Source organism: Streptomyces sp. NPDC045470 (assembly GCF_040646595.1).
Lineage (GTDB): Bacteria > Actinomycetota > Actinomycetes > Streptomycetales > Streptomycetaceae > Streptomyces.
This window is the reverse complement of record NZ_JBEZAN010000004.1, coordinates 353,652-368,489: the sequence shown is the minus strand read 5'-3', so window position 1 is coordinate 368,489 and position 14,838 is coordinate 353,652. Positions and strand designations below refer to the sequence as shown.

General features: G+C 72.4%; 13 protein-coding genes and 1 tRNA gene. 6 read left to right on the top strand and 8 right to left on the bottom strand.

All coding sequences use genetic code 11. From position 1 onward, the window contains the following. Positions 1 to 141 precede the first annotated feature (141 nt). Positions 142 to 214, top strand: a tRNA-Arg gene (locus tag AB0A97_RS15980). Positions 215 to 528: 314 nt separating this feature from the next. Here AB0A97_RS15980 and AB0A97_RS15975 read toward each other — a convergent pair. Next, positions 529 to 813, bottom strand: a complete 285-nt coding sequence (locus AB0A97_RS15975) for a hypothetical protein (protein WP_361149535.1) — start codon at positions 811 to 813, stop codon at positions 529 to 531. A gap of 103 nt (positions 814 to 916) precedes the next feature. After that, on the bottom strand, positions 917 to 1,525 hold the full coding sequence (locus AB0A97_RS15970) for a DUF4232 domain-containing protein (RefSeq protein WP_361149532.1): 609 nt from the start codon (positions 1,523 to 1,525) through the stop codon (positions 917 to 919). Between the two features lie 376 nt (positions 1,526 to 1,901). On the opposite strand from AB0A97_RS15970, the gene recQ reads away from it, so the two are divergent. Continuing rightward, on the top strand, positions 1,902 to 3,887 hold the full coding sequence (recQ, locus tag AB0A97_RS15965; RefSeq protein WP_361150171.1) for a DNA helicase RecQ: 1,986 nt from the start codon (positions 1,902 to 1,904) through the stop codon (positions 3,885 to 3,887). 105 nt (positions 3,888 to 3,992) lie between these two features. Here recQ and AB0A97_RS15960 read toward each other — a convergent pair whose 3' ends face one another. Further along, complete coding sequence (locus tag AB0A97_RS15960) at positions 3,993 to 4,142, bottom strand: hypothetical protein (RefSeq protein ID WP_361149529.1); 150 nt, start codon at positions 4,140 to 4,142, stop codon at positions 3,993 to 3,995. A 540-nt stretch (positions 4,143 to 4,682) separates the two neighbouring features. Here AB0A97_RS15960 and AB0A97_RS15955 point away from each other — a divergent pair. Both AB0A97_RS15955 and AB0A97_RS15950 read left to right on the top strand, forming a co-directional pair. Further along, positions 4,683 to 5,210, top strand: a complete 528-nt coding sequence (locus tag AB0A97_RS15955; RefSeq protein WP_361149526.1) for a hypothetical protein — start codon at positions 4,683 to 4,685, stop codon at positions 5,208 to 5,210. 61 nt (positions 5,211 to 5,271) lie between these two features. Continuing rightward, entirely contained in the window at positions 5,272 to 7,482 is a 2,211-nt protein-coding gene (locus tag AB0A97_RS15950) for an esterase-like activity of phytase family protein (protein ID WP_361149523.1), read from the top strand. Here the strand turns inward: AB0A97_RS15950 and AB0A97_RS15945 are convergent. After that, the gene (locus AB0A97_RS15945; protein WP_361149521.1) at positions 7,463 to 8,905 is read right to left on the bottom strand and encodes a HAMP domain-containing sensor histidine kinase; all 1,443 of its coding nucleotides are present in this window, start codon (positions 8,903 to 8,905) and stop codon (positions 7,463 to 7,465) included. The two genes, AB0A97_RS15950 and AB0A97_RS15945, sit on opposite strands and share 20 nt — an antisense overlap. Then, positions 8,902 to 9,555: a hypothetical protein gene (locus tag AB0A97_RS15940; RefSeq protein WP_361149519.1), complete on the bottom strand. Its 654-nt coding sequence runs from the start codon at positions 9,553 to 9,555 to the stop codon at positions 8,902 to 8,904. The genes AB0A97_RS15945 and AB0A97_RS15940 overlap by 4 nt, the downstream gene beginning before the upstream one ends. Before the next feature lie 257 nt (positions 9,556 to 9,812). Between AB0A97_RS15940 and AB0A97_RS15935 the strand changes: the two genes are divergently transcribed. Beyond that, positions 9,813 to 10,121 carry a hypothetical protein gene (locus AB0A97_RS15935; RefSeq protein ID WP_361149516.1) on the top strand — a complete coding sequence of 103 codons (309 nt, stop codon included), beginning with the start codon at positions 9,813 to 9,815 and terminating at the stop codon, positions 10,119 to 10,121. An 89-nt stretch (positions 10,122 to 10,210) separates the two neighbouring features. Here the strand turns inward: AB0A97_RS15935 and AB0A97_RS15930 are convergent, their stop codons facing one another. Next, positions 10,211 to 11,104, bottom strand: coding sequence for an isocitrate lyase/phosphoenolpyruvate mutase family protein (locus AB0A97_RS15930; RefSeq protein WP_361149513.1), 894 nt, complete (start codon positions 11,102 to 11,104; stop codon positions 10,211 to 10,213). After that, positions 11,101 to 12,186 carry a hypothetical protein gene (locus tag AB0A97_RS15925; RefSeq protein WP_361149511.1) on the bottom strand — a complete coding sequence of 362 codons (1,086 nt, stop codon included), beginning with the start codon at positions 12,184 to 12,186 and terminating at the stop codon, positions 11,101 to 11,103. Before AB0A97_RS15925 ends, AB0A97_RS15930 begins: the two co-directional genes overlap by 4 nt. 63 nt (positions 12,187 to 12,249) lie before the next feature. Here AB0A97_RS15925 and AB0A97_RS15920 point away from each other — a divergent pair, with 63 nt between their 5' ends. Continuing rightward, a complete protein-coding gene (locus AB0A97_RS15920) occupies positions 12,250 to 13,074 on the top strand; it encodes a winged helix-turn-helix domain-containing protein (RefSeq protein WP_361149508.1) in 825 nt (274 codons plus the stop codon). A gap of 49 nt (positions 13,075 to 13,123) precedes the next feature. On the opposite strand, the gene AB0A97_RS15915 is transcribed toward AB0A97_RS15920, so the two are convergent. After that, on the bottom strand, positions 13,124 to 14,515 hold the full coding sequence (locus AB0A97_RS15915) for a glycosyltransferase family 39 protein (protein WP_361150169.1): 1,392 nt from the start codon (positions 14,513 to 14,515) through the stop codon (positions 13,124 to 13,126). Positions 14,516 to 14,838 lie beyond the last annotated feature (323 nt).

The following is a 14,838-nucleotide window of genomic DNA, read 5'->3' as shown; positions in this document are numbered from 1 at the left end:
TCGCCCCGCCCCAACCCGAAAACACCCCACCTGCCTCCCCTCCCCCCGCCCCTCCCCACCACCCACCCCCCATCCGCTACCCTGTCCAAAGCTGCCCACCAGCAGCCCGGCCGCGCGCCCACCAGGCGCCGACCACTCCCCGCCTCCGTAGCTCAGGGGATAGAGCACCGCTCTCCTAAAGCGGGTGTCGCAGGTTCGAATCCTGCCGGGGGCACAGCGAAGTAGCAGGTCAGAGCCCTTCCGCCTACCGGGTGGAGGGGCTCTCGTGCTCACGCGCGCCCATGCCGAAGGGCTTGTGCAGCCTGCCGGAAGTCGGCCCAGCCCGGTTCTTCGGCGGTTCTGCCTTGCTGCATGGCTCACGGAAAGACCTCGTATGTTTGCCTCCCTTGCCGGGCCTCGTACAAGCAGCCCTATGCCGGCCACCACGACCACGACCGTCCACCGGGGAGCCGTTCGGGCGGGCTTTGGTCCGTCGCGAGTTGCCTTGAGTGCGGTGAGTCGGCGGTCGAGGTCGTGGGGTGCTCTGGTTCAGGAGGAGCGGGTGTGGCCTCTTTGGGGGCGTTGGGACCTCGGGGTCGAGCAGCGCGGGCACCAGTAGCCGTCGCCCTGGTAGTAGGTCCACCCCATGTCGGTGATGTGTGGGGTGGCCGCCTTGGCGCTGTGCAGGAGGTGGCCGAAGAGGTCTGTCCCGATGTCCGGGGGCTGATCGGGGACGACCAGGTCGTGGACGGTGCGGGCGCCGCAGCCCAGGCGGGCGCACATGAGGAAGAAACGTACCGGGCCTGGCGGTTCGCCGACGGTCGTGAGACTCATGCGCTCACTTTGGTGGGCGGCGCGGTCGAAGGCGGGGGGCGCGCTTCAACCCGCCCTCGGTGGTGGGCACTTGGACGCGTGGTCATGCGTTGACCAGTTGGCGTCAGGTGGGCGTCGGACGCCACCAGGTCGTGGTCGGCGACCATACGCGGATGCCGGTGGGCGGGGCGCCGATGGCGGTGGCGTCGAAGCGGCGGCCGTGGTGCGACGGGTCGGCAGCGACGGTGACGAAGTCGACGGTACGGGCGGACGGGGTGGGCCGGCCGGTGACGGTGCGGACCGTGGCGTATGCGGTGGAGCCGGGCGCGAGGCGGTACGGGGCGCTCTCGGTGGGCGGGTCGGGCTCGGCGGCGCCGTCGAGATCGCCGAAGGTGACGGTCGGGATGCGGTCGATGACGCAGGGCTTGGTGGTGCGGTTGGTGGCGCTGATACGCAGGATGTCGGGGTGTTGGGGGGTGGGGATGGATGCCTTGATCGTTAGTGCGGATTCAGGGCAGCGGGGGGTGGGGGCGGTTGAGGAGGTGGGTGTGGCGATGGGGTTGGCCGAGGCTGTGGTGGTGAGTGTGGTGAGGATTGCGATTGCGGCTGTGATGGTGGCGAGGAGGGCTGTGGCGTTCCTGGTTGAGTGGTGGCGTTTGGCGGGGGTGGGGTGGGTGGAGTGGGTGCGGTTGAGTGAGCGAGTGGGGTGGGGTCGGGTGCTGTGTGTGCGCATGTGGTTCTCCGTCCTGTAGGTGGTCTTGGTGGCGGAGGGAGGTGGGAGGCGGAAGGGGGGAGAAGGTAGGCCCGGGGTAGTGGGTGGGATGGGGCGGAGGGATCGGGATGGGGCGCGGTGTTCGCGGGGCGCGATATGTGATGTTCCTCGGCGTTCTGTGAGACGGACGGACGGCGGTTTTCGTTGTATGGCGGCGTGGCGCGAGGCGGTCAGGGGCTGCGTGGCACCCGTGCAGAGCCTGGGGCCGAGGTCGTACGGGGCCCGGGCAGGCTCGGTCCGGGGGTAGCAGAGGGGGCAGGCCTGGCGCGGAGTTATCCACAGGGCTGAGCGCGGGTGGCGGGATTGCTCGTACGCTGCTGGCATGAGCGAGGTGGAGATGGCTTCCGGTGCCGAGGAAACCCGGGAAACCGAGGACGACGTCAGTGGCGCGGTGAGCGTACTGCGGCGGGTATTCGGGTACGACGCGTTCCGCGGGGAACAGCAGTCGATCATCGAGCACGTCATAACGGGTGGCGACGCGGTCGTACTGATGCCGACCGGCGGCGGAAAATCCCTGTGCTACCAGATTCCGGCCCTGGTGCGGCCGGGCGTCGGGGTGGTCGTCTCACCACTGATCGCGTTGATGCAGGACCAGGTCGACGCGCTGCGGGCGCTGGGCGTGCGGGCCGGTTTCCTCAACTCCACGCAGGATCTGGAGGAGCGGCGGCTGGTGGAGGCCGAGTTCCTCTCCGGAGAGCTGGACCTGCTGTATCTGGCACCGGAGCGACTGCGGGTGGAGCAGACGCTGAACCTGCTCGACCGGGGCAAGATCTCGCTCTTCGCGATCGACGAGGCGCACTGTGTCGCGCAGTGGGGCCACGACTTCCGGCCGGACTACCTCGCTCTGTCGATGCTCCGGGAACGGTGGCCCGAGGTCCCGAGGATGGCCCTGACCGCGACGGCCACGGAAGCCACCCACCGCGAGATCACCTCGCGGCTCGGGATGGAGAACGCCCGGCATTTCGTGGCCAGCTTCGACCGGCCGAACATTCAGTACCGGATCGCCGGAAAGAGTGACCCGAAGAAGCAGCTGCTGGAATTGCTGCGCACCGAGCACGCCGGTGACGCGGGCATTGTGTACTGCCTTTCGCGGGCGTCGGTCGAGAAGACCGCGGAATTCCTGGTGCAGAACGGCATCACCGCGCTTCCGTATCATGCGGGGCTGGACGCGCGGATGCGCGCCGAACACCAGGCCCGCTTTCTGCGGGAGGACGGGGTGGTGGTCGTCGCCACCATCGCGTTCGGGATGGGCATCGACAAGCCCGACGTACGGTTCGTGGCCCACCTGGACCTGCCGAAATCGGTGGAGGGGTACTACCAGGAGACGGGTCGCGCGGGACGGGACGGCCAGCCGTCCACGGCGTGGCTGGCGTACGGGCTGCAGGACGTGGTTCAGCAGCGGAAGATGATCGACGGCTCGGACGGGGACGACGCCCACCGCAGGCGGCTGTCGGCGCACCTCGACGCGATGCTCGCGCTCTGCGAGACGGTGGAGTGCCGGCGGGTGCGGCTGCTCGCCTACTTCGGGCAGGAGAGCAGCGCCTGCGGGAACTGCGACACGTGTCTGACACCGCCGCAGACCTGGGACGGCACCGTTCCCTCGCAGAAGCTGCTCTCCACGGTGGTACGGCTGCAGCGCGAGCGGAAGCAGAAGTTCGGTGCCGGGCAGATCGTCGACATCCTGATGGGGCGGAAGACCGCGAAGGTCATCCAGTTCGATCACGACCAGCTCAGCGTCTTCGGGATCGGGGAGGACCTGCGGGAGGCCGAATGGCGCGGCGTCATCCGGCAGTTGCTCGCCCAGCGGCTCCTCGCGGTGGAGGGTGACTACGGCACGCTGGTGCTCACCGAGGCGAGTGGTGAGGTGCTGCGGGGGCAGCGTGAGGTGCTGATGCGCCGCGAGCCGGAGAAGGCCGTGAAGGCCAAGGCCGCGAAGGCGGCCAAGGGGCGGCGCGCGGTGCCGGTGGACCTCCCGGAGGAGGCGGTGCCGGTGTTCGAGGAGCTGCGCGCCTGGCGGGGGCGTACGGCCAAGGAGCAGGGCGTACCGGCGTACGTGATCTTCCACGACGCGACGCTGCGGGAGATCGCCACGGCCCGGCCGTCGAGCATGGGCGCACTCGGCTCCGTGAACGGAGTGGGCGAGAACAAACTGGCGAAGTACGGCGAACAGATTCTGGCTGTGTTGTCGGAGCAGGCGGTACCGGCGGAGCAGGCGGTGCTTTCGGAACAGGCGGCGCCGGCGACGGGACCGACTGCGGGGCGGGAGCCGGTGCCGGAGGAGGAGGAGTGGGACTGGGGGGAGCCGCCGGCTGAGGAGGAGTGAGAGGGCTCCGCTTCCGGGAGCCCCGGGGGGGGGGAAGGAGAGGGGGTTAGTTGGGAAAGGTGAAGGCTAGGTGGGTGTGGAGGGCCTGGGCCTGTTCGGGGGTGGCTAGGACCATGATGCTGTCGTAGGCGCGGTGCGGCCGGCGTGGAAGCGCCAGGTCTGCGGGCCGTCGTCGTGGGTGGTCTCGGCTCGGGCCTCACGGACGGCGTCCCGGTCGTGGTAGTCCTCCGCGAGGTGGTCGGTCAGGGTGGGCATGGGCTTGCCGTTCCGTTTCGAACTCCGGTTGGTCCAGGCGGCCGCCCTCGAAGTCGTCTTCGTTCTCGACGATCCGGGCGTTGGTGATGGCGGCCTTGCCGCCGGCGTCCGTTACGGGGTCCTCCAACAGGGTGGCGCGGTCGTAGGAGGTGGAGTCGATGGAGCTGGTGTCGTCGATGTCGTCGGCGCGGGCCGAGACCGTGACGTCGAACTCTTGGAGTGCGCACGCTGCCTGTTCATGCTCTGCCAGTGGCTCGTCCGCCTAGTTCGCCGCCTCCGCGAGGGTGCTGTGCATCTGCGCCTCGGACACCAGGCCGATCTCGTGCAGAGACACGCCGATACGGGCGTACGTCATCGATGAAATGTTCGATGTACGGGGGGCTTGGCAGAGGGCCGGCCTCCGTGCATCCGGTTCCTTGACAGCCGACCGGACGAAGCGCACGCGCGCAGGGTGATTGCGCGCGGTTCCGGGAATCGCCGCGAAGGGGATGGGTATGGGGCGAGAGTTGATGTGAGGCCGGACCGGAGCATGGGGGGCTGATGAGGATTCGGGTCAGGCTGGACGAGGCGGAGAGCGACCTGGAGTTGCGGTCGTTGTGCGAGTGGCTGACGGACGATCCCGCCGTGGGCCGGAGCGCGGACGTCTCGCTGCGGGCGAGGGAGGGCAGGCCCGGGGAGATGGGGCTGGGGTTCGACGCCGTCCAACTGATCGTGGACAGCGCGTTCCAACTGAGCAGCCTCGCCATCGCCATCGACGGCTGGCGCAGGGCGTACGCGGCGCGCCCCAAGATGACGGTCGAACGCAATGGCGTACGGGTCAGTTTCGCCACGGCGGACACGGACGGTGCCCGGAGCATTCTTCGCGCGTTGGAGGAGATGGAGCAGTTGGAGGAGGCGGGAGGGGAGGAGGGAGCGGACGAGGTGGAGAGGTCGGAGGCAGGGGGAGAAGCACGTTCAGGTGAAGCGGGGGCGGGAGAGGCACGACCAGGAGCACCGCGCGCGGTAGAACCGCGTACGGCAGAAGCGCGTGCAGGAGAAGCGCGTGAAGGCGGGACGGGTGGGGGTTGACGGGATGGGTGGAGTCGGGGGAGAAGTGGGGGCGGCGTTCGATCCGACGGAGTCGGCTTGTGTGATCATCGGGGTCGACCGGTACGCCAATCTGCCGCCGCTGCCCGGGGTCCGCAACAACCTCAAGGCCCTCAAGGCCGCGCTGACCGACCGGACCATCGGCGGGATGCCCAAGAAGAACTGCCGGATCGTGTCCAATCCCCGCACGGTCACCGCGGCGTTGAAGCCCATCGAGGAGGCGGTACGGGCCGCGCGGGACACCCTGATCGTGTACTACGCGGGCCACGGGTTCCTCGATTCGCGGCCGGAGGGCCTGTACCTCACGCTGCCCGGTACGGAACCGGGGAAGGTGCACAGCGGCATCCCGTACACCTGGCTGAGCAGTGCCCTGGGCACCCGTACGCCGCCCAAGCGCCGCATCATCATCCTCGACTGCTGCTACAGCGGCAGCGTGATCAGACGCATGTCCGTCGGGACCATGTCCGGCACCATGTCCACCGCGGCGGCCACGCAGCAGGCGTCCAGTCAACTGGGGGAGGCCCTGTTCGAGGGCATGGACAGCCTGGAGGGCGTCTCGTACCTGCTCACCTCGACGCCGTGGAACGTGGAGGCGCTGGCACCGGAGGGCGAGGAGCACACCGCCTTCACCGGTGAGTTCCTGCGGGTGCTGCGGGAGGGGATCCCGGGCCCGGGTCCGGAGAGCGCGGCAGCCAACCCGGCCGCGGCTCCCCCGCCCCACGATCACCTCAGCCTCGAAGCCATCTACCGGGAAGTCCGTCGCGCGCTGCGCGAGAAGAACCGTCCGCTGCCGCAGCAGCAGGCGCAGAACGGCATCGAGAAGCTGCCGTTCGTACGGAACCGGGCTGCGCGCCCCGCTCCCCCACCGGGCCAAACCAGCCAGACCGATAGGACCGGTGAGAGCGGTGAGAGCGGCCCACCTGGGCAGAACGGCCGGCCCGGTACACCCGGCGAGCCCGGCCAGGCTTCGGACGTCGGATCGTCCGGAAGCGCAGGGACCGCCAGCCCTTCTGGCCCCCCGGGCACCGCACGCTCACCCGTCTCACCCGCACCCCCCGCCCCGGAAGCCGTCAAGGCGCGGAAGGTCCGGCGGCGGGCGCTGATCTCCGTACTGTGCGTCGCGGTGGTGGCGACGGCGGTCCCGGCCGCCGTGTGGTGGCAGTCGCGGGACGACGAGCCGTCCTCCGGCGCCTGCTCGGACGACGTGGCGCTGATCGGTCACAGTGACGCGCTCAACGGTGTCGAGTACGAGGGCGCCGTACCGGTGGACGGCCTGTCCGGCCTGGCGATGTCCGGCCCCTCCCGGGCGTGGGCGCTGGCCGACAATACGCCGGGCCGGATCTTCGACCTCGACCTCGGTACGTCGGGCGCCGCACCGCCGGCCGCCCGCGCCGTCCACCTGCGTACCCTCCGTCCCACCGGCGGCGGCCGCTTCGACGGCGAGGGGCTCGTCCTGGAGAAGGGCGGGCGTACCGTCCTGGTCGCCTCGGAGGCGGGCCCGTCGATCCGCAGGTTCCGGGTGTCGGACGGCGCGGAGACGGGCCGCATCGAACTGCCGCGCAACCTGGTCGAATGGGCCGGGCCGGAGAACCTGGAGGCGTTGGGAGCGTCCCCGGACGGCCGGTACCTGTACGCGGGCATGGAGGCGCCGCTCTTCCGCGACGGCAAGGCGCGGGGCCGCAGCCTGCTGCGTATCCAGCGCTTCAAGGGGACGCCGGGCGGCGCGTACGTACCGGACAAGCAGTTCGCCTACCAGTCGGCGGCCGGGCTGCGGGTCTCGGAGCTGGTGGCGATGGGCGGCGACCGGCTGCTCGTGCTGGAGACCAACCATGCCGAGGGCCAGGGCAACGCGGTGCGCGTCTTCGGGGCCGACCTGAGCCGGGCTAAGGACGTCTCCCAGGTCGCGTCGTTGCAGTCCGAGCCGGTCGACGCGTTCGCGAAGAAGTGGGAGCCGGTCGACCTCGTCACCTGTCCGCGGGGGGCCGCGGCGACCGCACAGCCGCAGTCGAACCCGTTGCTGGAGAACGCCGAGGGGATGGCGCTCGGCACCGCGCCGCTGGCCTCCGGCCCGTACAAGGGGCGGCTGCCGCTCTTCATCGTGTCGGACAACAACAACAGCCCGCACCAGATCACCCGGGTGTACGCCCTGGCGATCCGGACCGGTCGGACGGGGACGGGGAGCGGGACGGGGCTGGGGACGGAGGCGAGGACGGGGACGGAGGCGAGGACGGGGGCTACGGCGGGGGCGGGATGAGGCGGAGGACGGCTCGCGCGCCGCCGTCCGGCGCGTTGGTGAAGTGCAGTTCGACGCCCAGGACGGCCGCCTGGCCGACCGCGATGGTCAGGCCGAGACCGTGTCCCTTGCCGCGGCCCGGCGCGTCGGTACGGAAACGCTGCGGGCCGCGGTGCAGCAATTCGTCCGGGAAGCCGGGCCCGTGGTCGCGCACTTCCACGACAGGGATCGGGGACGGTCCTCCTCGGTGTGCTCCGTCGTGCGGCGGCCGGTCGTGCGGTGTCCTGACGTGCGGCTTTCCCTCGTACGGCTCTCCTGTGTACGGCTTCCCCGCGTACCCTCCGCCCTGGCCCCCGCCCTCGCCCGGCACATCCACGGTCACCACGACCGGAGACTCCCCGTGCCGATGCGCGTTCAGGACCAGGTTGCACAGGATGCGGTCCAGGCGGCGCCTGTCCGTCCGTACGACCGCGTCCCGCACGACACGTACCTCGGTGTCGAGCCCCGTGCCGCGCACGGAGCCGCGGACCAGCGCGCCCAGCTCGTACGCGGCCAGGTCGGGGTGTTCGGCGCCGGAGTCGAGACGGGAGATCTCCAACAGGTCCTCGGTGAGCCGGTGCAGCGCCCGCAGCCGGTCGTTGATCATCTCCTTGGGGCGGCCCTCGGGCAGCAGCTCGGCCGAGGCGAGGATGCCGGTCAGCGGGGTGCGCAGTTCGTGGGCCACGTCGGCGGTGAAGCGCTGTTCGGCCTGGAGGCGGCCCTGGAGGGAGCCGGCCACCGAGTCCAGCGCCGCGGCCACCGCCGCCACCTCGTCCCGCGCCCCCGGCCGGCCCCGCCGCCCCACCCCCTCGGTGCCGACCCGGGCGTCCAGATCCCCTGCGGTGATGCGGCGCGCGACGGCCGCCGTGGTGCTCAGCCGGCGGCTGATGCGGTGCGCGAGGAACAGTCCGGCGAGGGCGACGGCGGTGGCGGCGAGGACGGCCGAGCCGAAGATGGCCGTGTCGAGGTTCTCCAGGGAGCGGCGGGTGTTCTCGTACGGGGACCAGACCGCCATCACCTGGTCCCCGGCCGGCGCCGCCGTCCACATCACACGCTGCCCGTGGTAGGTGCCGACCATGCTGCCGCGCCGGCCGTGGTGGACCAACGCGCTGAGCTGGGCGGGCAGTTCGGCGGGGTCGAGTACGGAGTTGAGGCCCTCGCGGGAGGTGCCGTACTCGTACAGGTCCAGCGCGTCGTCGAGGTCGGCGAGGGTCTCCTTCCGTACCTGGCCGACGGTTTGGCGGGCGACGGCGTTGTGGACCAGGACACCCAGTACGGCGGCGACCGCGCAGCACACCGCCGTGACGGTGAGCGCGATCTTCCAGCGGAGGGAGAGCGCCAGAAGTGCCGGATGCGCCGGGCGTGACGGACGCGCCGGGCGTGCGGGACGCGCCGGGCGGGTCATGCGGGAGCCCTTGGGGACGGCGTGTTCGTCGGGGCCGTGGGCAGCGGGTTCTTCGAGGTCCGGTAGTCGTCCAGGGTGAGGTCCCACAGGCCCATCCGGCGGCCGTCCCACACGTAGTCGGTGACGCTGACGTAGCGCGGGTCCTTGGTGGGCTCGCGTACGGCGAGGTGGCCCGCGGCCAGTTCGACGCCCGCGAGTACGGCGCGCATCGCCAGGACGCGCGTCACGACCTGGTCGCGGACGCTGTAGACGCGCAGCAGGCTGGTGCGCGCGTCCAGGTCGACGGCGCTGATCAGGTCGGGTTTTCCGTCGTCGGTGAGGTCGTGGAGGACCGGGCTGCGTACGGCGTCGGGGGCGGACGGCCGGTCCCCGTCGGCCGCGAAGTCCGCGCGGACGACGGCCGCCGGGTCGGTGTCCTTCATGTCGCCGGAGGGGACTCGGGCGATGCCCGGTACGGCGCGCTGGTCGCCGGGGTCCTCGTCGCGGACGCGCGGCGCGGGCGTACGGTCCGCCCACAGGGCGAGCGGTGCTTTCACGTTCCGCGCCCGGCCGTCGTCGTGCAGTCCTGCGACGGGTGCGCAGCCCGCCGCCAGGGCGAGCGGCAGCGGCACCATGACCAGTGCCACCGCCGCGAGCGTCCGGCGCCGCACGGCCCACCGCCTTCCCGTCCGACGCGTCCCCGTGGCCTTCCGGGCACGGACACAGATGTACGTAACGAGACAAAGTTACCCATAGTGGCGGCGCGCGTACGGTTACCTGCGCCCATGCCGTGACATCACTGACCGCAGAGATGGCCCAGGCTGTTACACAACCTACGGATCGCCGTGAAAGACGCCTCGTACATTCGTCTTCGAACCAGCAGACCTACGGCAGTCCGGTCCGGGCCGCCACGACGAGGAGTCGTTCCATGCGGGCAAAGCGCCGCTCCGTGATCCGTACCGCCGCCGTCGCGACCGGTGTCGCGGCCGCCCTGCTCCTCCCGGCGGGCGGCGCGTTCGCCGCCGCCACCGCCGAAACCCCCACCGCCCCTGCCGAAGCCGCCACCCAGCACGCGTCGGGCCGCCTGTCCGCCGTGCTGCCCGAGGACGGCCTCGCCGGGATCGCCGAGCGGATCGGCGGGCTCCCCGCGAGCGGGCTCGCGGCCGCGGCCGGTGTACTCGGCGCGGCGGGTGCGGGCATCGCGGTGCACCGGCGCCGCCAGGCGCAGCAGGTCTGAGCCGAAGCGGCCGAAGGCAGCGCCCGCGTCCCGTACGTCCAGGCCCTCGCCCCGCCCCTCCTCGCCCCTCCTTCGTCCCGTCGGGCCCGTCACTCCGCCAGCCGCTGCACCGCCTCGTAACCGGGCACACCGGCGAGAACACCTGCCCCACCGCCACCGCCCGCCTCGTCCGCCCCATCGTCCCTGCCGTCCCCGTCGGCCCCGTCGGCCCCGTTGGCACGTACGGACTCCGCGAGTGTCACGGCCGCGTGCAGCGCCGAACGGAACAGCAGCGAGCCGGTGCTGACGCGCCGTACGCCCAGCTCGGTCAGGCGGGCGAGGCGGCCCCGGCCTCCGTCCGGGCCCGGCGTGTACAGGACGTTCAGCGGTGCCGGGATGCCCGCGACCAGCGTGCCGACCGCCCGTTCGTCGGCGACGCCCGGCACGAAGACGCCGTCCGCCCCGGCCGCCAGATACGTTTCGGCGCGGGCCAGCGTCTCGTCCAGCGGCCGCGTCGCCACGTCGTCCACGAGCCAGTGCGTGTCGATACGGGCGTTGACGTAGAGGCCCGGCGCATGCTCCTTGACCGCGCGGATCAGCTCCGCCTGCCGCGCGGCCGCGACCAGCGGGCCGTCCCCCGTCCGGCCCGGCAGCCCGTCCTCCAGGTTGACGCCGGACGCACCCGCCTCCGCCAACTCCGCCGCCAGCGCGCCCACTTCCTCCGGCCCACCGCCGAAGCCGCCTTCGATGTCCACCGTGTACGGGCAGGTCAGGCGGCTGCCGAGCCGTCGCGCGAGGGCGACCATGGCGTCCCGTACGCGGGCCGAACCCTGCCCGTCGGGTTCGCCCAGGGCGGCCGCGACGCCCAGGCTCGTGGTGCCGATCGCGGCGAAGCCCGCGGCGGCGAGGGCGGCTGCGGAGGCGGCGTCCCAGGCGTTGGGGAGCAGCAGCGGCGCGTCGGCGTGGTGCAGGGCGTGGAAGGTGCGGTTCCGGTCCTTACTCACGCGCACACCACCTCCAGCGCCGCCGGCACCCGCAGGTTCACGGACGGCTCGTACGCGATGTCCGGGCGGACCAGGCGGCAGCCGCGCGCGAGCAACGCGTCCAGCACTCCGGCCGCGAGGGCCCGGGCGTGAGCGTTCCCGGGACAGGCGTGCGCCCCGGCGCCGAAGGCCAGCGATCCGTCGGGGGCGACCAGGCCGACCCGTATCGGGTCGCCGCCGTCCACGGGGGCGCGGAGGGTGCCCCGTACGGGTGGGTCGGTGCGCAGGGCCTGCTCCAGCCGGTCCGTGGTGGGGTCGGCGCACGGTGGTACGGGCAGGAGCTCCGGCGCGTGCCCCGTTCCCGACAGCGACAGGTACGCCGCGTTCCCGATCAGCCCCGCCGTGGCGTCGTACGCCTGTACCAGCAGGCCGATGCGGGCCGCGGTGGCCTCGTCCCACGTACCGCCGCAGTCCGCCACGAGCCGGGTGAGGGCGCGGTCCGCGGCCGGGACCGTCCCGCCGTGCGCGTGGTACGCGCGGGCCACGTCCCCCACCAGCCCGGCCGTGTCCGCCGTGACCGGCAGGCCGAGCGACGCGGCGAGTACTTCGGCGGGCACGACGCGGGCCACTCGGGCCATCACCTCGATCGGGCCGGGGGCGCACAGCAGCTCCTGCGTCCGGACGCGCGTCGCGTCGCGCAGGACCGCGGCGCGCAGCGCCACGGCCGCGTCCGGCCCACCGGGCGATCCCGTCGAACCCGTCGAACCCGTCGAAACCGACGCACCCGACGCACCCGACGCACCCGACGCACCCACCGAACCCGACGCCATCACCGAACCCGCCGAACCGGGAAAATCAAGTGCACCGATCGCATCAAGCGCTTCGGTCGCCAGTGCCCGCCGCCGCGCATGCGCTTCCCCGCTGCTGAAGCGGGCCACCCGCGCCCGCAGCCAGGCCATCGTGCCCTCGGGTGCGTCCTCCGGTACCGGCGACACTCCCCAGCCCGGGTCCGTGAGCAGGTCAGGGCCGGTACCCCCGCGTGTGCTGTCCAGGTCGCCCGTGACGTCCACGTCGTCCATGTCGTCCACGTCCAAGGTCTGCATGCCAGGACCGTAGAACCGCCTTGTTTCGGGCCCGGCCGAAACGTGCCCCCGCACAATGGACCCATGACCACGCAGGCACCGCCGCCGGACGCGGCACCGGCGCACAGCGTCGGGCTCGCGCGTCTCGCGGGCCTGCTCGCCGACCGGACCCGGGCCGCGTTCTGCCTGGCCCTGCTGGACGGGCGGGCCTGGACGGCGGGTGAGCTGGCCGCGTACGCGCGGGTCGCGCCCTCCAGTGCGAGCGAGCACCTGACGCGGCTGACCGAGGGTGGGCTGCTCGTGGAGCACCGACAGGGCCGGCACCGGTACGTGCAGCTCGCAAGCCCTCGCGTCGCCGAACTGATCGAGGGGCTGACCGCGCACCTCGACCCACCCGCCGAGCGGCCGCGCGGGCTGCGCGCAGCGAACGCGTCGGCGGCGCTGGCCCGCGGGCGTACCTGCTACGACCACCTGGCAGGGCGGCTGGGCGTGGCCGTCACGGACGCGATGACCGGGCGCGGCCTGATCGACCAGGACGGCGGGTTCGCGCTCACCGGCGCCGGCCGCGCCTGGTTCGCCGAGGCCCTCGCCACCGACACCGCCATGCTCCGCGCGGGCCGCCGCCCGACGGCGCGCGGCTGCCTGGACTGGACCGAGCGGCGGCAGCACCTGGCAGGCGTGGCGGGCGCCCGGCTCTGCGCGGGGCTGCTGGAACGGGCGTGGGTACGGCGCGTCGGCAGCGGCCGGGCCGTACGGCTGACGCCCACGGGGGTGGAGGCCCTGCGTGACCTGCTGGGTCTGGATGCGGAGGCGGCGGGGCTGCTCCAGCGGACAGGCGGCGCTGCTCAGGCGGCGCTGCTTGACGGGCAAGCGGCGGAAGCGGGGCGGGAGGACGGCCGGAGCGCGTAAGTACCCCGGGCCGGTACTCCGGCGCGTAAGTACCCGGGACCGTTACCCCTCAGCAGTGCCCAGGACGGGCGTACAGCGTGATGCTCGCACCCTTCACGTCCCTCGTCGCGCAGACCTGGAACGCCGACTCCAAGGTGGTCCGCTTGGCGATCTCCTGATCGGTCCGGTCGAGCGGCTGCCCCTTCGCGTCGCCGACCGCGACGATACGGCGGGCCCGCATCATGTGCCCGTGGACGCGGTCGCCGGACAGTTCGGTGCCGTACAGCGTGTGCGAGGCGACCGGGCTCTCGTCGAGCGCGAGGTCCCGCAGGCGGTGGAACTCGTGGGGCGCGGCCGCCGCCCACACCCGGCGCCGCGCGGGCAGGAACAGCAGGCCGTCGCCGGGCGACGACAGCTCCCGTACGGCCTGGGTCACCGCGATCGCGTCGTCGGTACGGCTCTGCGGGCTGCGCAGGAAGACGTTGACGGGGACGAGCAGCGCCAGGACCACGACGAGCGCCGCCGACCGGTACAGCACCCTGCGCCGGGTCTGGCCGCGGCGGCCGGGCGGGCGCAGCACCCAGTCGAGCGCCGCGCCCGCCAGGAGGGCGAACCCGGCCACGTAGTACAGGACGTAGCGGTCCACGTACATCGGCTTGAGCTGGGAGAGCAGCACCAGCAGCGCCGTGGGCAGGACCAGCAGGGGGAACGCGACCGGCCGCAGCCGCAGCCGCCGCCGGCCCGCGCGGGCGACCGGGGCACGGGAGCAGAGCAGGCCGCCCAGCACCAGGGCGATGAAAGTGCCCAACTGGACGGGGTTGGGCCATTGCAGCCAGCTGAGCTGTTCCGACTGCCCCATGCTGAACAGGGCCAGCGGCACCAGGCCGACGACCACCGCGGCCGCCGCCACGCACCAGGCCCTGCGCACCGCGCGCGGCAACCCGGACAGGGCGACGGCGGCGCCGTGCGCGGGCAGGACCAGTACAGCGAACTCGTGCATCAGGCAGGCGGCCAGCGACAGTGCCGCGTACCCCACCCACAGGCGCCTGCCGGGCCGGGCGGTGACCCGCGCCAGCAGGTAGGTGGACCACACCACCAGCGCGCAGACCATCGCGTAGGAGCGGCCCTCCTGCGCGTACTGCTGCACCGTCGGCAGCAGCACGAAGACAAGACCCGCGAAGAGCCCCGCCCGCCGGCCCGCCAGTTGCCTGCCGAGCAGGGTGACCCCGGCGGCGGCCGCCGCCATCGCCACCACCGACGGCAGTCGCAGGGCCACCACACCCCCGTCGAAGACGAGGAACCACCCGCGCATGAGCACGTAGTAGAGACCGTGCACCGCGTCCACGGTCTGGAGGGTGGGCCACAGCTCCGCCAGGGTGCGGTGCGCCATGTCGTACGTGACCGCCTCGTCCCGCCACATGCTGCCCTGGCGGCGGATGCCCCACAGACCCAGCAGCAGCATCAAGGTGGCGGGGTACAACGCGACGGCCCCCCGCGACACCCAGATGCTCCGGGCGCGCGCGGGGGACGCGTATGCGGTTTGCGCTACGTCGATGGCGGACTCCGCTTCAGCGGGAGGGTCGGGACGATGCCTGTGCGGACACGCTTAGACCGTACGACAGCCGCCGCCCAGCAGCAGGCGGGGGCCTGCCGGTGCGCGGCGGCCGCACGCCGGGCATGGCCGAGGCCCCGGCAAACCGCTGCTTGCCGGGGCCTCGACGGTTCACGCCGTAAGACGGGAGACCCGCCGACGGCCCGCCCGGGAGCCAGGCCGCCGGTGAGTCC